The following is a 22,821-nucleotide window of genomic DNA, read 5'->3' as shown; positions in this document are numbered from 1 at the left end:
ATCACAGGCCGGGCATGGAAACGCATAATAGCCAACCATGCCCGGCTTTTGTTTTTTCGCCCCCGCCATTTACAATCCCGCCACAAACTAGCTAACCGACGAAAGACTCAAAATGGATTTTCAAAAGTCTTTGCGGCGAAATTTTGCTGTTCGCCGCATTCGCCGTGGGGTTGCGGTGCTCGCCATCACCACCGGCGCCGTGCTTACCGGCTGTTCCATCGCCCGGCAATATTTCGCCCCTAACATCACCAGCGAACACATCACCGAGGTGCGCTATCTCGACCAGGGCTGGACCCGGGAAGATCGCGAACTTTTCTATTCCACGCCCCAGGGCACCGAACTTCAGGGCCTTCACTACCAGTGGTTGTCCGCACTGGAACTGCCGTTTTCCGAAGAGACACTGGCCAGTGCGGAAAACCTGCGCGGCTGGGGGTTTATCGTGGACGGAGAAAACCTTTCCCGGGAAAACAGTACGGGGCTGCATCCGGTGGGCATGGGCAAGCACGTCAATACGGAGGACAACAGCGAGCGTCTCGACCTCGGTTGCGCCCTCTGTCACACCGGCGAACTGCACTACAAAGGCACCGCGCTGCGGGTGGACGGTGGCCAGGCCATTCAGGGCATATCCACCAGTGGGCCGGGGGAATTTATCGTCACCCTGAATGCCGCTGCGATTGAAACCCTGGTCAACCCGAAAAAATGGGCGCGCTTCGCCGACCGCATCGCCGGGGATAACGCCGCTGCGCGCAATCAGCTGCGGCAGGACCTCACACGTTATGTGGGCGAAGTGTGGGATTTCTCCCAGGGTCCCGGTCAACCGAAACTCTTTCCAACTACCGAGGGCCGTGGCCGCACCGATGCCGTCGGCCGCATTGGCAATGTGGTGTTCGGCTACAACCTGAATATCGAGGAAAACTACAAGGTTGCCAATGCACCGGTCAGTTATCCATTTTTGTGGGATATCTGGCGTTTCGACTGGGTGCAGTACACCGGCTTTACCAATCAGGCCATGGCTCGAAATGTCGGCGAGAGCCTCGGTGTGATGGCCCCGGTAAAGCTTGTGGACGACGATGGCCAGCTACTGCCAGAGGGAGAATTCGGCCAATCCACCATCGATGTGGAAGGCATGCAATGTATAGAAACAACGTTGCGCAAACTGAAGCCACCGAAGTGGCCGGAAGACATATTGGGCGAAATCGACATCGCCCGCGCCCGCCAGGGCAAGGGGCTGTTTGCAGACCAGTGTGCCCACTGCCACGGCCCGCATATATCGAAACCCTATGTCTGGCCACTCGCCAGCGGCCCGGAAGACAATCCATCAAACCAACGCAGTACCAACTGGCAGTGGGATATGGCCGGGCAGGTTTCCTACGATGAAGAAAATCGCCCGGTGCGCGAAGACTGGCGCGAATCGATGTGGTCCGTTCCGTGGATTGATATCGCGGTGATCGGCACGGACCCCACTGCGGCACGCAATTATATGGATCACACCTACGATGCGGGTCCGCTGTTGCCCCAAGTTAGCGAAGGCGACGCGGATAGCAGATTGGTCAACGCTGGCAACGGTTTGCAGCTGCTGCTGAACGAGCTGGTACCGGTGCTATATAAAAGCCGCGGTATTTCCAGTGACGGCAATGGCATTGCCGATTACGACGGACTCAATGTCCCCTTCCGTATCGTCAACAAACCGGCGTACAAGGCACGTCCACTGCACGGTGTCTGGGCAACACCGCCATTCCTGCACAACGGCTCGGTGCCCAGTATTTACGACCTGCTATCGCCACTGGAAGCACGTCCCGTCCGGTTCGGTGTCGGTCATCGCGAGTACAACCCGCAAAAGCTCGGTTATGTCACCGACTTGCTGCCGGGCAATTTCGAGTTCGACACCGCCCAAACGGGCAACAGCAATAGCGGTCACCTGTTTACCGATACGGATATTGCCGGCCGCATCGGCAAGCGCCTGAGTGAAGGCGAGCGCATGGCGCTGATCGAATACCTGAAGGTGATGGGTAATCCGGACTTCAGCGACGCTCTAGGCAGTGACCCGCAGAACTGGAACCAATACCCGGCCGCTCCCGCCAACACACTTGGCGAGCTGGCGTGTGACAGGTTCCGCCCCGGTGCGGCGAATGTTCTGGCACAGGAGGAAAGGCCGCAATGATGCGTAAATCTCCCCGGCAGTTTACTCCCGCACTGGTACTGGGATTGTCACTTTGCGCCAGCGCCAGCTTGGCCGGACAGAATCCGCAAGATCATTCAGATACCCTGAGCGCACTGGATGCGAGCATCCAACAACTGGGAATGGATATTTCCAGTGAGGAGCGTGCAGCCATCGCCTCCGTCATGCAGACCGCACGCGATGTCTCCCGCGCGGCGCAGAAACACAATAGTCTACGCTACGGCGATGAGTTCCGCCGCGACGCCCACGCCAAGGCAACCGGCTGTGTGCGCGCAGAATTTGAAGTGAACGGCGATATTCCCGCGCAATTCCGCCACAGCGTCTTTGCCGAACCCGGGCGTCGCTACCCGGCGTGGATACGCTTTTCCAACGGCGATATGCTGGTGCAGGCGGATGGGGAGAAAGATGCGCGCGGTATGGCGGTGAAATTGATGGGCGTGGACGGCGTGCCGATTGCGCCCGAGCTCGGCGATAGCGCCACCCAGGATTTCCTGATGGCCAACAATCAGGCCTTCTTCAATCGCAATATCCACGACTACGTGGAGAACATGCAGTACCTGGCGCGGCTCGACAAACGCGGCTGGTTTTTCGGTCTGTGGCCGCCGCGACTGCACCTGAAACAGATGATACGCGGCGCGCAGACCGTGTCATCCACCATAGACACACCACTGCAGGAACCGTATTTTTCCATTCTCCCCTACCGCCTCGGCGATACCCAACTCAAATTTGCCAGCCGCCCATGCCCCGGTGCCGACTACCCGATCACGGTTGATCAAAACGCAGAAAATTTTCTCACCGAACAACTGTCCGACAGCTTGCAGTCTGGCAGCGCGTGTTTCGATTTTTTGGTGCAGCCGCGCAACATCAGTGCGGAGACACCGCTGGATGACGCCACCGTGATCTGGGAAGAAAAGGACTCACCATTTATTCCCGTCGCGCGCATCCATATCCCGCCGCAAACTTTTACCAGCGAAGCACAGTGGGCGTTCTGTGAAAATCTGTCGATGAACCCCTGGCGCGGGGTGGGCGAGTGGGAACCGCTGGGCAGCCTGAACCGGGCGCGACGACTGGCGTATCACGCCGTTTCCGACTTCCGCCACACCAGTAACGACGCACCGCAACGGGAGCCGACAGACTGGTGTGTGCCGGGAGAAACGCAAAAGTGCACACCGCAACAGGGGCTGAATGTCTACAAGCCGAGCTGGCCCCTGCCGCGGTGTTTTGATGCGCACTTCAACCCGGCGGACGACAAGGCTGTGAGCAGCCAGTGCCAGGGCTATGGTGTCGACAGTGGTGTGCTAGCGGAAAACCATTACTGAATTACCCCGCAGGCAAGACGCGCACCGCCCCCTCCCAGGGGGTTCGGTTGGTCTGAATAATTGTCGCCACCGGCGTGAATCATCAGTGCGCGCCCCTTGAGGTCGGACATCTTCAGGCGTGGGGCCAGTACTGGCGTAGTTGCCAAACCGTCGCAATCTACCAAAAGAGCTGGCAGATCGCCCAGGTGGCCATCCCCCCAGGGCGTATCGTGCTTGCCGGTCTTCAGTGGGTCATAGTGACCGCCCGCCGCCAGCCCAGCTACCTTTTTGCCATCCTTTTCCCCTGCTTCACAGCTGCCGTTTTCATGCAAATGAAAACCGTGAACCCCGTCGGGCAAACCCTTCAAATTGGGTGTGAATACCAGGCCGTACTTGGATTCGGTGATAGTGACGGTGCCCAGCATCGTGCCGACCCCTTTGCTGTCGAGCTTCAATACACTCACCACGGTTTCCGCACTGGTAAATGCGGCAGCCCCCGCCAGCGCGGCGGCGACACCCCCGTGGATCAGACAGCGCTTGGCAAACCTGGAAATTCGGAACATGAGTCTCCTCCACTACACACCGACGACCGCGGGCAGCCGGCGTATTAATTCACGCTAACGAATACAGTGTAGAAGCAAATGCCAAAAAGGCCGGGCGGTTGCGCCGGCCTGGTACAAGACGAGTCTGAACCTAGATATTCAGAACTTGTTTGACGAAGGGAATAGTGATTTTGCGCTGCGCCTGCAGCGAGGCGCGGTCAAGCTGCTCCAGGCAGGCGAACAGCGCGCGGGTGTCCCGCGGGGCCCGATGGAGAATGTAGTGCGCCACATCTTCCGGCAGGTCAAAGCCACGCAGTTTGCTGCGCTGGCGCAGTGCCGCCAGCTTGTCGTCGTCACTCAGCGGGTGCAGCTGGAAAATCAGGGCCCACTGCAGTCGCGACTGCAGGTCCGCCAGTTCAAGCTTCAGACCGCGGGGCGATTTGCGCGAACCAATCAGTAACTGACGGCCGCTATCGCGCAGCCGGTTGTACAGGTGGAACAGTGTCGTCTGCCAGTTGCGGCGCTTCTCGATCAGGTGCAAATCGTCAATACACACCAGGTCGAGGAACTCGAGCCCCTCGACGGTCCCCTCCGGGTCGCTGTCGATCAGATCCGCCAGCGGCAGATACTGAAAACCGCGCCGGGCACTCTCTGCACCCTGGCACACCGCCTGCAACAGATGGGTTACCCCACTGCCAGACTCCCCCCAGATATAAATACACGGCTCGGCGTTGTCGCCACTGGCGAAGGCCCGCAACAGGCCGACAATCTGGCGATTGCTCCCCTCCAGACCTTCGCCTTCATCCCGGGACTGGAAAAAATTGGCAAAAGTGGCGTCATCCCGCAGGGAGACTCCCAGCGAGAGCTGCTGTGGAACGCCACCGGATTGATTACTCTCCCCCACGATCAGTGCCAGCTGTAGCGAAGCGGATTTTGCGCGCTACCCATCGGGGCGCGGTAACCGGAGAGATCCACCAGTCCATCTTCACCCGCCGGTTGCAGGTTGCGGTTGAGGGACAGCACATCACGCAGATTTTCCAGCGGAATGCTGGTGGTGAGAGACAGGGTCAGGCGATCGCCATTCACCGCCAGTACATCGGCACTGCTGACCTGGGCCAGCCCCTGCAGATAACTGGTGGCCTCGGAGTAATCCGTAAAACTGCGAACTCCGGCGATTTCCACCAGCACCGCGCTGGCAACACCGGAACCACTGGCGCGCACGGCATAGCGCTCGGCCATGCGGTTGGCGGCCTCGTTCACACCGCGCAGGGCGACCTCTTCCAGCGAGCTGCCTTCTGCATCGAAGGCATAGCTGCGACCACCGTGAATCAGCAGCCAGTTGGCCTGCCAGCGCTGGGCGGAGGTCTGCAGCAGACGTCCCATCAACGTGGCATCCGGGCGGTAGCGCACACCCGCCTGCTGGGCAGCAGCCTCATCCTGCGCCCACAGGCTGCCAAGCGGCATATTGCGCTGGTCATTGAGATCCATGACCGGGAAGTCCAGCGGCAGACCGCGCTCCTGGGCGATACCGTCGAGCAGGCCGAACAGCTCCGGATAATCTTCCTGGCGCAGGGTATCGCGGCCAGACTGCAGCGTATCCACCGCCATCCACACCAGGGTGCCGGGACGGTTGTTGGGCCACAGGGGCAACTGAAGCTGATGTACCAGATCATTCACCGCCTTGGGGTCGAAGGTCAGGTTCAGGAAGAGCTGATTGATGTCACTGTCGTAACGATAGCTCTGCACGTACTTCTGTGCCTGCTCCAGCACCGGCGCCAGTTTCGGGTCGTTGACAATATTCTGGTCACCGGTCACCCGCACAAATACCCGCCCGAGGCCGCGCACCGTGGCATCGGCGCGGTCGGAGGTTCCACGGCTGGCAACCGCTTCACTTATCTCGTATAAATCGGGCAAAACTCTGGCCGAAGACGGCAATGCCAGCATCATTGCCGCCAGTAACAGCGAGAAACAGAGCACCATACGGAAATTCGTCGTTAATGGCATCGGTTCTCAGTCCCCTTACCTCTTATGTTTTTGCGTGTGACTGCGCGGCCAGCAGGAGGCCGCTCACGGCGGACCTGCGGATTGGGAGTCACCTCCCGGCAGCCAATTACCGGCTATTGTATCAGTGTCGGCTATTTCTCCCAGCCTTCAGTTCGCACAATGTGTACTTTTTCCACTAGAATACGCGCCCTTCGAAACTGGCCCTTACAGGTTGAACCATGAGCGACTCCAAGCCCAACTCTCCCTCCCTCAGCTACAAAGATGCCGGCGTTGATATCGACGCGGGTAACGCTCTGGTTGAGCGCATCAAGCATGTTGCCAAGCGCACCTCGCGCCCGGAGGTGATGGGCGGACTGGGTGGCTTTGGCGCCCTCTGCCAGCTGCCGAGCGGCTATAAAGAGCCGGTGCTGGTCTCCGGCACCGACGGCGTGGGCACCAAACTGCGCCTGGCCATGGACCTGGGCATCCACGACACCATCGGTATCGACCTGGTTGCCATGTGCGTCAATGACCTGGTGGTAGCTGGCGCCGAGCCGCTGTTTTTCCTCGACTACTATGCCACCGGCAAGCTGAACGTCGACATCGCCGCAGATGTGGTGGGTGGCATCGGCAAAGGCTGTGAACTGTCCGGCTGCGCCCTGGTGGGCGGTGAAACCGCGGAAATGCCGGGTATGTATGAAGGCGACGACTACGACCTCGCCGGCTTCTGCGTGGGCGTGGTGGAAAAATCCGGCATCATCGACGGCAGCAAGGTAAAGGTTGGCGACAAGCTCATCGCCCTGCGCTCCTCCGGCCCCCACTCCAATGGCTACTCGCTGATCCGCAAGGTGCTGGAGATCAGTGGTGCCGACCTGCAGAAGGACCTGGAAGGTAAAACCCTGGCCGAGTCCCTGATGGCCCCCACCCGCATCTACGTGAAGAACCTGCTGACCCTGATCAAGGAAGTGCAGGTCAACTCCCTCTGCCACATCACCGGTGGCGGCCTGCTGGAGAACCTGCCGCGCGTGCTGCCAGAAAACACCCGCGCCGTGATCGATACCAAGAGCTGGGAGCTACCGCCGGTATTCCGCTGGCTGCAGGAAGCGGGCAACATCGAAGGCCGCGAAATGTACCGCACCTTCAACTGCGGTGTGGGCATGGTGGTCTGCGTACCCGCCGACAAAGCGGACAAGACACTGGCCCGACTGCAAGAACTGGGTGAAGAGGCCTTTATCGTCGGCAGCATCGAAGCCGGCAATAGCGGTGAAGCCGTCGAGCTGGCGGGACTCTAAACCTCCATGTCGACAGCCACCGAACTCGCTGCCAACCTGCCAGGCAAGTGCCGCGCCGTAGTCCTGATCTCCGGCAGCGGCAGCAACCTGCAGACGTTTCTCGATGCCGCGGCGGATGACGCCTGTGACTACACCGTGGAAGCGGTGATCAGCAACAAGGCAGATGCCTACGGCCTGACCCGGGCCAAGAATGCCGGTATCACCACCGAAGTCCTGAGCCATCGGGACTTCTCCGACCGCGAAAGCTTCGATGAGGCCATGATTGAGGTGATTGATGCCTACCGCCCGGATCTGGTGATCCTGGCGGGCTTTATGCGCATCCTCACTCCGGGCTTTGTGCGCCACTACAGCGGACGCCTGTTGAACATTCACCCGTCTTTGCTGCCCAAGTACCAGGGCCTGCACACCCACCAACGCGCTCTGGATGCTGGAGACAGCGAACATGGCGCCACGGTACACTTCGTTACCGAAGAACTGGATGGCGGCCCGCCTATCGTGCAGGCGGCGGTACCCATTGAGTCTGGCGATACCGCCGAGGCACTTGCACATCGGGTACTGGTGCAGGAACATCGGATCTATCCGCTGGCCGCCAGCTGGTTTGCCCAGGGGCGGCTCAAAATGGTCGGCGACCGCGTTGAGCTGGATGGGGAATTGTTGCCCCGCAGCGGCAAGCGTCTCGACTGACAGGCCGGTTACACTTCCGGCCTGGACTATGGAAATAGAATTACAGGCCGGAGGTGGAATCTTGTCTCGTTACGCAGCATTCAACGCTTTTTCAGCAATTGTTATTGCGCTTGTTTTTGCGCTGATACCCAGCGCTCCCGGTTTCGCCCAGCAAGGCACCAGCGCCACCCCTCCCCCCCAAGTACTTATTCCCTTCACTGCCACGTACAGGGCAGAGTTCAGCGGCTTCGGCGTCACTGCCGAGCGCAAGCTCAATGGCGGCCCCAGCAGCTGGCGCCTGGATTTTTCCGCCCACTCCATGTTTGCCAAAATCGAGGAGTATTCCCGCTTCGCCCAACAGGGGTTGCGGCTTGTTCCGCAACATTACGATTACCAGAAATCCGGCCTCGGCAAAGATCGCCACACCGCACTCAGTTTTGAAGACAACGCCACCCGCGTGATCAATGTGTACGACAAATCCCTCAGTATCGACAACGCACCGGGAAATATTCAGGACAAGATCAGCTACCAGCTGCAGTTGGCCATCGATGTCGCCAATGGCAAATCACCACTGAAATACCAGGTAGCGGACGGCAAGAAAATTCGCGAATACGAATTTGAAATTACCGGCAGTGAAAAACTAAAAACGCCAATGGGGTTGATCGAAACCATCAAGGTGCAACGTGTGCGTGGCGAGGATGCAGAACGCGTCACCAATATCTGGTTTGCACCGGAGTGGAATTACGCCTTGGTGAAGCTTATGCAGCAGGAAGATAATGGCAAAAGCTACCAAATCACCCTGACAAAATTATCCATCGACGGTAAAGAAGTCAGCGCAAAAAAATAATCCGAAAAAATTTTTCACATCTCTACAAAAATCTACGCCAAGGCGTAGATTTTTCCGCTTAGGGCCACTATAAAGTCGCCGCATTCTCCACGTGAGTAAAAATCGCACTGCTAGAATCAAACAACTGGGAATTTGTTTGCTTCAGTAAAACCATTTCTGGAAATGCTTCTCTGCCAGACCAGGGCATTTTTTCTCCCGTCGGCACTAATTTCAGCAATAGAGTGGGACCTCATGACTATCAAAATTCTGCGTAGAGCCGCGCTGGCTGCGGCAATCTGTTCCGCATCCAGTGGCATTTTTTCCAGCGGCGCCATGGCTGCAGGCTTTGGACTTCAGGAATCCAGCAGCTCCGGTCTCGGCCGTGCTTTCGCGGCTGAAAACGCCATTGGCGACAACGCAGCCATTCTCGCCCGCAACCCGGCAGGCTCCGCACTGTTCAACGAAATGGCGTTTTCCGTCGGTGTAACTTATGTAAACCCGGAAATTGATGCCGCAGGCACGACCGACTACTACCTGCTGACCCCAGCCGGTCCGACACTCGCGGCCTCGGTATTTGCAGAGGCGAATGACTACGCAACCAGCGCTGCTGTTCCCAATGCCTATCTGGCAGTTCCATTCAATGACTGCTGGTCATTCGGTCTGGCGATCAATACCGACTACGGCCTCGAAACCGATTTCGACTCCGATTGGCCGGTTACCCATATTGCCGACAAAACCGAGCTGCTGAGCGTGGATATCGCCCCGTCTGTGGCATTTGATTACAACAATCAATTCAGCATCGGAGTATCCGTCAACTTCCTGTATGCGGACGCGACACTGAAGAGCAAAGTGCCGAATAATTTTGTGCTCGATCCTATCGCACAACAGCTGCTGGGCACTTCCGTATCCAACGCGAAACTTCTTGATGCCGATGGCGACGACTGGGATTACGGCTGGAGCATTGGTGCGCTGTGGCGCAGTGTCGACGGCCGCACTCGTATTGCCCTTTCCTACCAGTCCGAATTTGACCCGGAAATTGAGGCAGATGTGGATTCCGATCTGCTTCGCGCATACGACAATGCCGGCAATGTCATTGGCACTTTCCACAACGAGCGGGCCAACCTGACCCTGGATCTGCCGGATATCGCAGAGCTGGGTATCTATCACCGCTTCGATGAGCACTGGGGCATTGCCTTTGGCGCCCTGTGGACCGACTGGAATGACTTCGAGCGCCTGGAGGCCTACTTCCCGAACCAGCGCATCGACGGCGTTCCGATTCCGGACTACAACCCGCTGCACATCAAGGAAGAGAACTTCCAGAGCGGCTGGCGCTACAGCTTGGGCCTGGAGTACTACCCCTGTGATGAAGTCACCTGGCGTGTCGGTTACGCCTATGACGAAGGCGCGGCGCGCGATGGCCTGAACCACGACGGCATCGAAGAATCAGCAGCATATGGCCTGGGAGGCGGACTTGGCCTGCCGGTTACCTGGCGCACCCTGTCCATCCCGGATGCAGACCGTCAGTGGGTGACCTTTGGCGGCACCTTCAAGTTCAACAACCAGTTGAGCATTGACGCCGGTCTGGCATACCTGTGGGGTGACGACGAGCCGATTCAGGAGTTCCAGGCACTGCCGCTGACACCCACCGCTGGACTTGGTACCTACTTCAATGGTGGCACCACCAACCTCGAGGCTTGGCTGGTGGGTGCATCCCTGAACTACAGTTTCTGATCACGCTGTAGATCACTGACTCACCCGATTAAAAGGGCCGGGCGCCAGCGCCCGGCCCTTTTTTTGTTTTTACCTGACGCCATCCGGCCGTGCTTATTTACAGCGCATGCACCATTCCGTTCTCGCTAACGCACCGAAATGGATGCAGTAACCGCGACAGTAAGCGCAGCTGTATAAACCAGCCTGTCGCGAAATCCCACCGCACCAAAGCCTCCGAAAAATACTGAAACGGAGCTCCGCTGGGGCAAGCACAGCAAAGCCAGCGAAAAAAACCTGTCGAAAATTCAACAAGTTGCCGCATTCCCACCACTATTCTCGCGACACAGCCACAACGTCCTGCAGAATTCATTGGGGCGCCAATCATGATCCAGCTGTGAAAAATTGGCACAGAGTCTGCAAAGCGACAGATAAATGCGGAAACTCTTATCCGCACCGAAATGACCCGGCAACTGTGGCCACTCATTTCCGTTGACCTACCGGGCGCAGTTTAAGCCCGGATAACAATCAGACTGGCAACGCCAAGGCGTTTGCCCTTGAGCAGAGGCGCTCACCGATCCTGCCCCGTTTGCAGGGAATCGGTGAGCGCTTTTTTTTGCGCAAAATTTTCGAAGACCAATTCTGAATCACTTTGAGAGCAGGAGCACGACACCCATGTACTGGAAAACGCCCTTCAAAAAACTGGCCGCAATGCTGGCACTGGCTGCGGGACTCGGCGCCGGCATGACGTCAGCCTATGCCGCAGAACTTGGCTATCCGGAAAAAGAGGAACTCACCTTCGGCTTTATCAAACTCACGGATATGGCGCCTATCGCCATCGCCTACGAAAAGGGTTTTTTTGAAGACGAGGGACTTTACGTCACCATCGAAGCCCAGGCCAACTGGAAAGTATTGCTGGACGGCGTAATCGACGGCCGCCTCGATGGCGCACACATGCTGGCGGGCCAACCCATCGCCGCCACCATGGGTTTCGGCACCAAAGCCGACATCATCACTCCGTTTTCCATGGACCTGAATGGCAACGGGATCACCGTTTCCAACGCCATCTGGGAGCAGATGAAACCAAATATCCCCACGCAGGCGGACGGCAAACCGGTACACCCGATCAAGGCCGATGCCCTCAAGCCGGTGGTGGAAAAATACAAGGCCGACGGCAAACCGTTCAATATGGGTATGGTATTCCCGGTATCCACCCACAATTACGAACTGCGCTACTGGCTCGCTGCCGGCGGCATCCACCCGGGATTTTACGCACCACACAAGGGTGACATCTCCGGCCAGATCGATGCCGACGCGCTGCTTTCCGTCACCCCACCGCCGCAAATGCCCGCAACCCTGGAGGCCGGCACCATTTACGGCTATTGCGTGGGCGAACCATGGAACCAGCAGGCGGTGTTCAAGAATATTGGCGTGCCGGTGGTAACCGACTATGAGATCTGGAAAGACAACCCGGAAAAAGTGTTCGGCATCACCCGCGAGTTCGCGGAGAAGTATCCGAACACCACGGTGCGCATCACCCGCGCGCTGATCCGCGCCGCCATGTGGCTGGATGAAAACAACAATAAAAACCGACCGGAAGCGGTGAAGATCCTGTCCCGTTCCAACTATGTGGGCGCGGACTACGATGTGATCGCCAACAGCATGACCGGCACCTTCGAGTACGAAAAAGGCGACAAGCGCGAAGTGCCGGATTTCAACGTGTTCTTCCGCTACAACGCCACCTACCCCTACTACTCCGACGCCATCTGGTACCTGACGCAGATGCGCCGCTGGGGCCAGATTCCCGACGACAAATCTGATGCTTGGTACAAGGAACTGGCCGCGAAAGTGTACCGCCCGGATATCTACCAGGCCGCGGCCCAATCTCTGGTCGCCGACAAGCTGGCTCGCGCAGACCAGTTCCCAGACTTCGCCAACGAAGACGGCTTCCGCGATCCGCAGACGCATTTTATCGACGGCATCGTCTACAACGGCCACAAACCCAACGAGTACATCGACAAGTTTACTATCGGCCTTAAGTCCGGCCAGAAACTTTAACCGGAATTTACCAACACGAACCCCGAGGTAGCAGGTATGAACAGCACGACAGTGAATACGGGCAAGTTTTATGGCTTCCGATTGCCGCAACTGGAAAGCAATTTACTCGGTAGCGCCGTACGTCTGGTGGCACTGCCACTACTGGGGATGCTCGGCTTCCTGCTGCTGTGGTCGGTGACTGCACAGAATATCGATACTTCGCTGGGAAAATTTCCCGGTCCCGCTGCGGTAATGGAACAGTTCAAGGCGCTGTATGGTGAACACCAGCGTTCGCGGGAAAAGGAACACGCTTTTTACCAGCGTCAGGAAGTGCGTAACGCAGAACGGCTCGCGGCAGATCCCAGCTACGAGCCGAAAATCCGCGCCTACACCGGCAAGGAAACGTTCGTCGACCAGATTGGCACCAGCCTGGTAACGGTGATGAGCGGCTTCCTGCTGGCGGCAGCGATTGCCATTCCATTGGGCATTGCCATCGGGCTCAGCAAAACCCTGAACAGTGCAGTCAATCCGATCGTGCAGATTTTCAAACCGGTCTCGCCGCTGGCCTGGCTGCCGCTGGTGACGATGGTGGTATCAGCCCTTTACACCAGTCCCGATCCGCTGGTGGCGAAGTCGTTCCTCAACTCCATGATCACGGTGACGCTCTGCTGTCTGTGGCCGATGGTAATCAACACTGCGGTAGGCGTTGCCGGTATCGATCAGGATCTGGTGAACGTGAGCAAAGTGTTGCGCCTGCCGGCCCTGCGCCATGTACAAAAAATCGTGTTGCCCGCGTCGGTACCGATGATTTTTACCGGTATGCGCCTGTCCCTCGGCGTCGCCTGGATGGTACTGATCGCGGCCGAGATGCTGGCACAGAACCCGGGACTCGGTAAATTCGTGTGGGATGAATTCCAGAACGGCAGCTCCGATTCCCTCGCCCGCATCATGGCCGCGGTACTGGTCATCGGATTTATCGGTTTTCTTCTCGACCGCGGCATGCTGATGCTGCAGAAGCTGGTGTCCTGGGACAAGAGCAGCAACCAGTAACCCAGCCACATATTCACATTGGAGAGCGGAACAATGAGCGTACTTCTGGACATCAGCCATATCGATATGGAGTTCCCCACGCCCAAGGGCCCCTTTACCGCCCTGCGCGATGTGGACCTGAAAATTCGGCAGGGGGAATTTGTATCCCTGATTGGTCACTCCGGTTGCGGCAAGTCCACCGTGCTGAACGTGGTGGCCGGGCTGTACCAGGCCACCCGCGGCGGCGTCATCCTGAGCGGCAAGGAAGTGAGCGAACCCGGCCCCGAGCGCGCGGTGGTGTTCCAGAATCATTCCCTGCTGCCGTGGCTCACCGCTTATGAAAATGTCGAACTGGCGGTAAAGCAGGTATTCGGCAACAGCAAAACCAGGGCAGAAATGCGTACTTGGATCGAGCACAACCTGGAACTGGTACACATGAGCCACGCCATGCACAAGCGCCCCGGGGAAATATCCGGCGGAATGAAACAACGTGTCGGTATCGCGCGCGCACTGGCCATGCAACCCAAGGTGCTGCTGATGGATGAACCCTTCGGCGCCCTGGATGCCCTGACCCGCGCGCATATGCAGGATTCCCTGATGGAAATCCAGGCGGAGCTGAACAACACAGTGATCATGATCACCCACGATGTGGATGAAGCGGTGCTGTTATCCGATCGCATTGTGATGATGACCAACGGCCCCGCCGCCACTGTCGGCGAAATTCTCGACGTTGAGCTCGGGCGCCCGCGCCACCGTTTGGCGCTCGCCGATGATCCGCAATACAACCAGTACCGGGCACAGGTACTCAAATTCCTCCACGAGCGCCACAGCAAACAATTTTTCAATTAATCAGAAACAGGAACCAACACCATGAAAACCAAAATTTTTACACTTCTGACACCGCGGCAACCGACTCGCCGAATTCTGGCCAGCACCATCGGCGCCGTGACCATCGCTGCCGCCAGTATTCCGGCACAAGCGCAGGAAACCGTAAGCCAGGAAGCTCCCGTGGTGAGCAGCATTACCGATGCACTGGCCCTAGGTGATGTCACCCTGGGCTTGCGTGTGCGCACCGAAATGGTGGACACCGCCGGCAGTGACGACGTGGATCTTACCAGCCTGCAGACGCGCCTGACGTTCTCCTCGGCCAGCTACCAGGGCTTCAGCACCCTGCTTGAAATGGACGACGTCACCCACCTCACCGAATTCGAAGGCGGTGTCAGCGACCCGGAAGGTACCGAGGTCAATCAGGCCTATCTCGCATACACCACTGGAGCCACAACCTTCAAATACGGCCGCCAGCGCATTCTGCTGGACAACCAGCGCTTTGTGGGCGGTGTTGGTTTTCGACAGAACGAACAGACCTACGACGGCTTCAGCGCAAGCAATACCAGTTTCACTGACACCACCCTGTTCCTGGCGCATGTACGCAACGTGAACCGTATTTTTGGTGAAGACAGCCCTGTCGGGGACCACACCAACGACAGCTACCTGCTAAACGCCAAATACACGGGTTTCTCTGCAGGTGCCCTCAGCGGTTACGCCTACCTGCTGGACAATGAAGATGCCGCGGCTTTCTCCACCGACACTTACGGCCTGCGCTTTGCGGGCAGTCAAGCGGACATGAGCTACACACTGGAATACGCCACGCAATCGTCGGCTGCCAACAACCCCGCGGATTACGATGCGGACTATCTGCTGGCGGAAGCGAGCTACAAGCTTGGTCAATTTACCCTGGCGGGCGGTTATGAGTTGCTGGGAGCGGATGGTGCCGATGGACAGTTCATCACACCGCTGGCCACGCTGCACAAATTCCAGGGCTGGACGGATAAATTTCTCGGCGGTGGCAGCGGCAATATCACCGGCGGTATCGAAGATGTTTACCTGTCACTGGCTACCAGCCTCGGCGGGGTGAAATTCGCGGTCAATTATCACCAGCTGAATTCAGACGATAGCGGTGTATCCGGCATGGACAAACTTGGCAGCGAAGCGGGATTTTTGCTCGCCGGCAAGCTGGCAGGCGTGAACCTCAGTATGAAATACAGCGCCTACAGCGCGGATGAGTTCAGTGTTGATACCGACAAATTGTGGCTGACCGCCGAAGCACAGTTCTGATTACGCCCACGAGACGTTCAACGTTTCCCAAACCCACTCGTTCAGATTTACCCGGCCACACGGCCGGGTCTTTTTTGCCCATTGCTCACGGCGAAATGCACGGAGAAATGCCCGGTTATTTTTCCGTGGACATATAGCGGATCAGTTGCGCGAAATCCTCATCCGAGCAGCTGTAGCAGAGCCCCGCCGGTGGCATCGCCTTGAAACCATCCCGGGCGTGCGCAACAAGAACATCAATTCCCTGCGCCATACGCGGGCTCCAGGCCGTGGCATCGCCCGTCTTCGGCGCACCGATTACCCCCTGCTCGTGACAGCTGGCACAGGTCTGGCGGTAGGTGTCGAGCAGTTGCTCGGACACGTGTACCTGATCCAATTCCGTGACCGGCTGGGTTTCCACTTGCTGCAACGCGGCAACGTGTGCAGGAGTTTCTGGTTCGGTAGCGGACTGGCGTTTGCCTTCGGCACAGCCCGCCAGCAGCGCCCCGGAAACTCCGGCGAGCAGCACATATCGGGGCAGAAGATGTTTGGATAAAAGACGAACAGCCAAGGGAATTACCTTTTTGCGAGGTTTATTGTGCGAATGCCTGGCTGTTTTTACTGTTTATCGGCAAATCGGGCAAGTGCTGTTTGCCGGCAGGGCCAGTGCGCGCCACTCGAGCGTTGCGGCTTCGAACAACTGCAATTTGTTCAGACTGGATACCGGCAGGCCGGCAATAAACTTGATGGCCTCCAGCGCCTGGGCACTGCCCATCATCCCGAGCGCCGGACCGATAACCCCGACCGTGGAGCAGTTCTCCGCTTCCGGCAGGTCACTCTGCCCCGTCGCTGGCGGAAACAGGCAGGCATAACAGGGGCTGGTATTTGTGCGAAAGTCAAAGCTCACCAGCTGCCCGGAAAAGCCGCGCACCGAGGCCATGACCACGGGAACTTGCCGCTCGCGGCACACCCGGTTGATGGTGTGGCGAATATTGAGGTTGTCGGTGCAGTCGAGCACTAGGTCGAAGGATTGCCGGCTCAGCTGTGTCGAGAGCCAGGCCTCATCCGCCATAACGCAGTGGGCGTGTACACGGATTTCCGGATTGGCCGCGGTGAGTTGCTGTGCGGCCACCTGCGCCTTGTGCTTGTCGCGGTGATTGGTTTTGTACAGGACCTGACGCTGCAGGTTGGAGATCTCCACCCTGTCGCCGTCAACAAGGTGCAGCTCGCCGATCCCCGCCGCCGCCAGATACAGCGCCGCCGGGCTGCCGAGGCCGCCGAGACCGACGATCAGCACCCGCGCGGCAGCGAGTTTTTCCTGCCCGGCCTCACCGATCTGCGGCAACATGATCTGGCGGCTGTAGCGCTGCAGCTGTTTGCGACTCAACACGGCACGGCTCCGGTTATCCGAACTATTCAATGACTGCGCGCAATTGTGCCACAGCCTCGCGAACTTCGGGGGCGTCCGTGATCGCGGTTACCACCGCAATACTGCCCACCCCGCTCGCCGCCACGTCGGCTGCGCGCGCCAGGTTAATCCCACCTATGGCCACCAGCGGGTATCCCGGCAGCAATGCGGCCATGCGCGTGAGCTTTTCCGGGCCCTGCAGTTGACCGCTCATATCCTTGGTGCTGGTAGCGTAGATGACACCTATCGCAAGATAACTGGGGCGGAACTGCCATGCATAGAGCAACTCGAAAAAGCCGTGGGTGCTGATTCCGAGCTTCAGCCCCGCGCGTTGTATGGCCTTCAGATCCGCCTGCTGCAGGTCTTCCTGCCCCAGGTGCACGCCATAGGCTCCGCAGTCGATGGCGTGCTGCCAGTAGTCATTGATAAACAGGCGCAGACCGTAACCGCGGGCGATCGCCACCGCACGCTCGATCTGCTCCCGCAGGTCACTGCCGGGTTGCTTGATACGCAACTGCAAGGTGCGCACCCCCTCGCGCGCGAGCTTTTCGATCCACTCCACGGAATCCACCACCGGGTACAATCCCAGGCGGCTGGTCTCGGGCTGCGGGAACTCCGCGGCAAAGTTGGCCGCGGCAGACGGGTCGAATACGCCAAACGGTTTCGCGCGTTCGCTGCCGGCAACCAAGACGTCCGGGAAATCCTGCAGCGCCCCCGGCCAGCCACAGTGCCCCACCGGCCCGGTGCCGGCACCGATATGCTCGCTGTCGCCCAGCCGCAGTCCACGGCGCACATAGGCATTGGCCACCACGCAGGCATCTTTCAGCGGATACCCCAGCGCCAGCAAGGCGGCAATAGCAGAGGACAGGGTACAGCCGGTACCGTGGGAATTGCGGGTTTCGATTCGTTTGCCGATCAGCCAGTCTTCACTGAAATTTTCACCATTCCCACTGCACAGTAGATCCGCGGTGCTGCCGGGCTCGATTTCAAAGTGACCGCCGCTAACCAGTACTGCGGTGGCATGTTCGCCCCGCAGCTTGCGCGCCGCGCTAAGTATCGCTTCTGCGCCTTCAACCTCGGCGCGATCATCCCCTGCCCCCACCAGCCAGGCCAGTTCGAGACTGTTGGGTGTAAGCAGGTCGCACAGGGGCAATAATTCATGCAATACCGCCGCACCGGTACTGTCTTCGGTCAGCTGCGCGCCACTGGTGGCAACCGCCACCGGGTCGTATACCACCGGAATATATTCACCGCACTCTTTCAGCACACGCAGAAAATTCGCGACCAGTCTGACCTGCCCCGCATTGGCGAGCAGACCGATTTTGATTGCCGCTGGCTTCAGGTCGGCGAGCAGCGCGTCCAGTTGCGATTGCAGCACTTCGCCGGACACGGCATTGATGGCGGGTACACCCAGGGTGTTCTGGGCGGTATTGGCGGTGATGGCACTGCAGCCATGCACGCCGAGGTCGTGCATGGTGAGCAGATCCGCCTGGATGCCGGCACCGCCACCGGAATCGCTGCCGGCGATGGTCCAGACGATCGGGCGCGGGACACTAACGCTCATGTATTTTCCCCGGGGCAAACGACTGCTGCCAGAACGGCATGTCCAGGGTGGGCGTGCTGGGGCTCGCGGTCTGGCGTTTCAGCATCAGGCCCGCAGTGCGCGCAGCGCGACCGGACTCCACCGCCCGCTTGAAGGCATGAGCCATCAAAACCGGGGCCTGCGCCTTGGCGATGGCGGTATTCAGTAACACCGCATCGAACCCCATTTCCATCGCTTCACAGGCCTGCGACGGCGCACCGAGACCGGCGTCGATAATCAGCGGGATATCCGGCAACCGCTCGCGCAGTGTCTGCAGGTTGTATTTATTCATCAAGCCCCGTCCGGTGCCAATAGGGGAACCCCAGGGCATCAGCACCTCACAGCCCACGTCCAGCAGCCGGCGGCAAACCACCAGATCGTCGGTGCAGTATGGCAATACCCTGAACCCCCGCTGGATCAATTCGCACGCGGCTTCGATCAGGCCGTACGGGTCCGGCTGCAAGTTGTAATCGTCGCCGATCACTTCCAGCTTGAGCCAATTTGTACCAAGAATTTCCCGGCTCATTTCCGCCAGAGCAATGACTTCTTTCGGGGTTTTGCAGCCGGCGGTGTTGGGCAACAGTTGGCATCCGGTTTCCCGGATATAGTCCCAGATCATATTCCCCTGCTGTTGCGCCGAGCTCTGGCGGCGCAGGGACAGGGTGATGATCTCGGAACCGGAGGCCGCCACTGCCTCACGCATGATGGCGGGCGACGGATAAAGTGCAGTGCCCACCAGCAGGCGGCTGTCGAATTCCTTGCCGTAGAGTTTCAGTTTGTCTGTCATGTTCAGCCTCCAACGACCGGCGCGACAATATCCAGTTTGTCACCACTGTTCAGGTGGGTCTCTGCATAACTGGCACGGGGAACAAAGTCGCCGTTCAGGGCAACGGCGAAAGTGTCACCGCTGTATCCGAGCTGCTGTAGCAAGTCGGCAATAGTTTCTTGCTCGTGTTGAACGAATGTCGATTCGCCGTTGACCACTAATTGCATCAGCTCACCTGTTCCGTATTTGAAATTGGTTGATGAATTTTCTGTTCCACCTGTGCGACCAGTGCCGGCGCCAGCAGGTAACCGTGGCGGAACAACCCGTTGATTCGGATAAGCCCTGGCTCCGACTTCACCACGGGCAGGTTGTCCATGGTGGCCGGGCGGCAGTTGACGCGGGTTTCCAGTATGCGCGCTTCGGCGAATGCCGGATGAATCGAATACAGCGCGCTGGAGAGTTCCATGGTAGAGCGCAGGGAGATCGGGCTCATGTCTTCGCTTTCGATTTCGGTAGCGCCGATTACGATCTGATTGTTGGCTCTGGGAACGGCATACAGTTGGTACCGTGGATGCAGCAGGCGCACGGGGCGATGTAATTTCACTTCGGGTGTTTCCACGACCATCACTTCACCGCGCACGCCTCGCAGGCCATGGATCTGATACTTGGCCCCGAGACCGCGGGTATCGATAACCAGATCGTAGGATTGCGTTTGGTTTTCTGTGTGGATTTTTCCGGGGCTGCATTCTGCTGCGGTGTTTTCCCACAGTGTAACGTTGTTTTTTTTCAGGGCGGAGAGCAGCGCGGGCAGCAGTTTTCGGTTGTCGATGTCTGCTTCGCTGGAGAGAAAAAGTCCCTGGTCAAAGTGCTGCAGATCGGGTTCCATATTTTTCAGGGAGTTGTTGTCCAGCCATTGCTGCTGGTCGGTACTCTGATGGCCCAGTTTGCCTTTGATTTCCTGGTGGAATTGCTGGAGTTCGGTTCTGTCCTGTGGATGGGCGATTAGCAGGCTGCCGGCCTGTCTGTAGTTGACGTCGCTACCGGTAAGTTGCTGCAACTCTTCGACCCACAACGGCCAATACTGCAGGCTTTGCATACCCAGCTGGTAGATGGGGAGTGGGCAGTGGAACAGTTCGGATAGTGGGGCAATCATGCCGGCTGCGGTGTGGCAGGCACCCGTTGGCTTTTCCAGTGATCCGGATTCGAACAGGGATATGTGGTGACCTTTTGTTGATAGGCGCCAGGCTAGCAGGCGGCCCATCAGCCCGGCCCCTGCTATCGCGATTTTAAATATGTTTTGTGTCACCGTTAGGTCCCGGTTAAGTACTTGGACAGGTTCGGGCGGCGACGCTACGGGTAAGCGTTTGCCAGACACGCCGTGAACCCATCCATGGGGGCTCTTCCGCGAGGTCCCTCTCGCGGAAGGTCTGGCAAACGCTTACCCGTAGCGCCGCCTTCGCATCAACTTTTGCAGTTTCTTTCAGCGGGGCATTACGCCTTGTGATAGATCTCTGCGCCCATATCTTTAAATTTGATGGACATTTCCTCCATCCCTTGTTCCGCCTCCTGCTGTTTTGCGTACTCCCTGACATCCTGCGTGATTCTCATGGAGCAGAATTTCGGGCCGCACATGGAGCAGAAGTGGGCGATTTTTCCGGATTCTTTTGGCAGGGTTTCGTCGTGGAACGCGCGGGCGCGCTCGGGGTCGAGACCGAGATTGAATTGGTCTTCCCAGCGGAATTCGAAGCGGGCTTTGGAGAGTGCGTTGTCGCGCTTTTGTGCCCTGGGGTGGCCCTTTGCCAGGTCCGCGGCGTGGGCAGCGATTTTGTAGGCCATGAGGCCCTCTTTTACGTCTTCCTTGTTCGGCAGGCCCAGGTGCTCCTTCGGAGTGACGTAGCACAACATGGCGCAGCCCATGCTGCCGATCATGGCTGCGCCGATGCCGGAGGTGATGTGGTCGTAGCCGGGGGCGATGTCGGTGGTGAGAGGGCCTAAAGTATAAAACGGGGCGCCGTGGCAGTGTTTCAGCTGCTCATCCATGTTCTCCCTGATCTTGTGGATCGCCACGTGGCCAGGGCCTTCGATCATGGTCTGAACGTCGTGTTTCCAAGCGATTTCGGTGAGTTTGCCGAGGGTGCGCAGTTCGCCGAACTGGGCTTCATCGTTGGCGTCGGCGATACAACCGGGGCGCAGGCCGTCACCCAGGGAGAAGCTGACGTCGTAGGCTTTTAAAATTTCACAGATTTCCTCGAAGTGGGTGTAGAGGAAATTTTCCTTGTGATGGGCGAGGCACCATTTGGCCATGATGGAGCCGCCGCGGGAAACGATGCCGGTAACGCGCTTGGCGGTGAGGGGGACATAGCGCAGCAGTACGCCGGCGTGAATGGTGAAGTAGTCCACGCCCTGTTCGGCCTGTTCGATCAGGGTATCGCGGAAGACGTCCCAGTTGAGGTCTTCCGCGATGCCGTCGACTTTTTCCAGCGCCTGGTAAATCGGAACGGTGCCGATGGGAACCGGGCTGTTACGCAGTATCCATTCGCGGGTTTCGTGGATGTTCTGGCCGGTGGAGAGATCCATCACGGTATCGGCGCCCCATTTGATGGACCACACGAGTTTTTCCACTTCCTCTTCGATGGATGAGGTAATCGCGGAGTTGCCGATATTGGCGTTTACCTTGCACAGGAAGTTGCGGCCGATAATCATCGGTTCGAGTTCGGTGTGATTGATGTTGGCGGGGATAATGGCACGGCCTTCGGCGACTTCGCGGCGAACGAATTCCGGGGTAATTTGCGGCGGGATGTAGATACCTTCGCGGGCTTTTTGAAATTCAACTTCGCTCAACTGCTGGGCGATTTTGGCTCGGCCCATATTTTCGCGGATGGCGATAAATTCCATTTCCGGGGTGATGATGCCCTGGCGGGCGTAGTGCATCTGGGTGACATTTTTGCCGGCGTTCGCTTTGCGTGGGGCCGGCAAGTTATCGAAGCGGATATGGTCGAGGCCCTGGTCGGCCATGCGTTTCTGGCTGTAGGCGGCCTGGCGCGTTTCCAATATTTCAGTGTCGCTGCGCTCTTCGATCCATACCTGACGCAGTTTGGGCAGGCCTTCGCGGACGTTGGGCTTGTACGCTGGGTCGGAGTATGGGCCTGCGGTGTCGTAGACCTGCAGGGGGTCATTGGGCTCGAAGATGGGGTTTTGTTCGTCGCCGCCTACAAGGCTTTGGCCCAGGCAGATTTCGCGTACGCCGACGTTTACGCTCGGGTTGTCGCCTTGCAGATAGACTTTGCGGGAGTTGGGAAACTGTTGGGCGGTAAGGTTGTCGAGGAATTCCCTGGCGTTTCCTCGCTGAGCGGCGCGGCTGGATTTTGTACCCGTATTTTGGGTATTGGTTTTTGGTTCGGCGACCTGAGACATGCTG

At 58.4% G+C, this 22,821-nt stretch carries 20 protein-coding genes; 10 read left to right on the top strand and 10 right to left on the bottom strand.

Annotated elements, in window-relative coordinates:
* The first annotated feature begins 112 nt into the window (after nt 1-112).
* A complete protein-coding gene (locus R5R33_RS15345) occupies nt 113-2,161 on the top strand; it encodes a di-heme-cytochrome C peroxidase (RefSeq protein WP_318953575.1) in 2,049 nt (682 codons plus the stop codon).
* Nucleotides 2,158-3,498: a catalase family protein gene (locus R5R33_RS15340; protein WP_318953574.1), complete on the top strand. Its 1,341-nt coding sequence runs from the start codon at nt 2,158-2,160 to the stop codon at nt 3,496-3,498. Before R5R33_RS15345 ends, R5R33_RS15340 begins: the two co-directional genes overlap by 4 nt.
* On the opposite strand, the gene sodC is transcribed toward R5R33_RS15340, so the two are convergent.
* The 3 genes from sodC to R5R33_RS15325 all read right to left on the bottom strand — a co-directional run bounded on the left by sodC (nt 3,492) and on the right by R5R33_RS15325 (nt 6,023).
* A complete protein-coding gene (sodC, locus tag R5R33_RS15335; RefSeq protein ID WP_318953573.1) occupies nt 3,492-4,040 on the bottom strand; it encodes a superoxide dismutase [Cu-Zn] SodC in 549 nt (182 codons plus the stop codon). The two genes, R5R33_RS15340 and sodC, sit on opposite strands and share 7 nt — an antisense overlap.
* Before the next feature lie 130 nt (nt 4,041-4,170).
* Nucleotides 4,171-4,923: a DnaA regulatory inactivator Hda gene (gene hda, locus R5R33_RS15330; RefSeq protein ID WP_318953572.1), complete on the bottom strand. Its 753-nt coding sequence runs from the start codon at nt 4,921-4,923 to the stop codon at nt 4,171-4,173.
* 2 nt (nt 4,924-4,925) lie between these two features.
* On the bottom strand, nt 4,926-6,023 hold the full coding sequence (locus tag R5R33_RS15325; protein WP_318953571.1) for a DUF2066 domain-containing protein: 1,098 nt from the start codon (nt 6,021-6,023) through the stop codon (nt 4,926-4,928).
* A gap of 218 nt (nt 6,024-6,241) precedes the next feature.
* Between R5R33_RS15325 and purM the strand changes: the two genes are divergently transcribed.
* The 8 genes from purM to R5R33_RS15285 all read left to right on the top strand — a co-directional run bounded on the left by purM (nt 6,242) and on the right by R5R33_RS15285 (nt 15,671).
* The gene (gene purM, locus R5R33_RS15320; protein ID WP_318953570.1) at nt 6,242-7,294 is read left to right on the top strand and encodes a phosphoribosylformylglycinamidine cyclo-ligase; all 1,053 of its coding nucleotides are present in this window, start codon (nt 6,242-6,244) and stop codon (nt 7,292-7,294) included.
* A 6-nt stretch (nt 7,295-7,300) separates the two neighbouring features.
* Entirely contained in the window at nt 7,301-7,978 is a 678-nt protein-coding gene (gene purN / locus R5R33_RS15315) for a phosphoribosylglycinamide formyltransferase (protein WP_318953569.1), read from the top strand.
* Nucleotides 7,938-8,804 (top strand): DUF3108 domain-containing protein, encoded by an 867-nt coding sequence (locus R5R33_RS15310; protein ID WP_318955747.1) that lies wholly within the window; start codon nt 7,938-7,940, stop codon nt 8,802-8,804. Before purN ends, R5R33_RS15310 begins: the two co-directional genes overlap by 41 nt.
* Before the next feature lie 231 nt (nt 8,805-9,035).
* Nucleotides 9,036-10,514, top strand: coding sequence for an OmpP1/FadL family transporter (locus tag R5R33_RS15305; protein WP_318953568.1), 1,479 nt, complete (start codon nt 9,036-9,038; stop codon nt 10,512-10,514).
* Nucleotides 10,515-11,165: 651 nt separating this feature from the next.
* The gene (locus R5R33_RS15300) at nt 11,166-12,548 is read left to right on the top strand and encodes a CmpA/NrtA family ABC transporter substrate-binding protein (RefSeq protein ID WP_318953567.1); all 1,383 of its coding nucleotides are present in this window, start codon (nt 11,166-11,168) and stop codon (nt 12,546-12,548) included.
* Between the two features lie 36 nt (nt 12,549-12,584).
* Nucleotides 12,585-13,577: an ABC transporter permease gene (locus R5R33_RS15295; RefSeq protein ID WP_318953566.1), complete on the top strand. Its 993-nt coding sequence runs from the start codon at nt 12,585-12,587 to the stop codon at nt 13,575-13,577.
* Between the two features lie 33 nt (nt 13,578-13,610).
* Entirely contained in the window at nt 13,611-14,405 is a 795-nt protein-coding gene (locus R5R33_RS15290) for an ABC transporter ATP-binding protein (protein WP_318953565.1), read from the top strand.
* A gap of 21 nt (nt 14,406-14,426) precedes the next feature.
* The gene (locus R5R33_RS15285) at nt 14,427-15,671 is read left to right on the top strand and encodes an alginate export family protein (protein WP_318953564.1); all 1,245 of its coding nucleotides are present in this window, start codon (nt 14,427-14,429) and stop codon (nt 15,669-15,671) included.
* A 115-nt stretch (nt 15,672-15,786) separates the two neighbouring features.
* Here R5R33_RS15285 and R5R33_RS15280 read toward each other — a convergent pair whose 3' ends face one another.
* The 7 genes from R5R33_RS15280 to thiC form a co-directional block, all read right to left on the bottom strand.
* Nucleotides 15,787-16,218 carry a c-type cytochrome gene (locus R5R33_RS15280; protein WP_318953563.1) on the bottom strand — a complete coding sequence of 144 codons (432 nt, stop codon included), beginning with the start codon at nt 16,216-16,218 and terminating at the stop codon, nt 15,787-15,789.
* Between the two features lie 54 nt (nt 16,219-16,272).
* On the bottom strand, nt 16,273-17,037 hold the full coding sequence (locus R5R33_RS15275; protein ID WP_318953562.1) for a HesA/MoeB/ThiF family protein: 765 nt from the start codon (nt 17,035-17,037) through the stop codon (nt 16,273-16,275).
* A gap of 22 nt (nt 17,038-17,059) precedes the next feature.
* Nucleotides 17,060-18,619 (bottom strand): thiamine phosphate synthase, encoded by a 1,560-nt coding sequence (gene thiE, locus R5R33_RS15270; protein ID WP_318953561.1) that lies wholly within the window; start codon nt 18,617-18,619, stop codon nt 17,060-17,062.
* Complete coding sequence (locus R5R33_RS15265) at nt 18,609-19,424, bottom strand: thiazole synthase (RefSeq protein WP_318953560.1); 816 nt, start codon at nt 19,422-19,424, stop codon at nt 18,609-18,611. The genes thiE and R5R33_RS15265 overlap by 11 nt, the downstream gene beginning before the upstream one ends.
* 2 nt (nt 19,425-19,426) lie before the next feature.
* Nucleotides 19,427-19,630, bottom strand: a complete 204-nt coding sequence (gene thiS, locus R5R33_RS15260) for a sulfur carrier protein ThiS (RefSeq protein WP_318953559.1) — start codon at nt 19,628-19,630, stop codon at nt 19,427-19,429.
* A complete protein-coding gene (gene thiO, locus R5R33_RS15255) occupies nt 19,630-20,709 on the bottom strand; it encodes a glycine oxidase ThiO (protein ID WP_318953558.1) in 1,080 nt (359 codons plus the stop codon). Before thiO ends, thiS begins: the two co-directional genes overlap by 1 nt.
* A gap of 185 nt (nt 20,710-20,894) precedes the next feature.
* Complete coding sequence (gene thiC / locus R5R33_RS15250) at nt 20,895-22,817, bottom strand: phosphomethylpyrimidine synthase ThiC (protein ID WP_318953557.1); 1,923 nt, start codon at nt 22,815-22,817, stop codon at nt 20,895-20,897.
* Between the last annotated feature and the right edge of the window lie 4 nt (nt 22,818-22,821).

The organism is Microbulbifer pacificus (assembly GCF_033723955.1).
In the GTDB taxonomy this organism is placed as follows: domain Bacteria; phylum Pseudomonadota; class Gammaproteobacteria; order Pseudomonadales; family Cellvibrionaceae; genus Microbulbifer; species Microbulbifer pacificus.
This window is presented reverse-complemented; position numbering and strand designations above follow the sequence as displayed.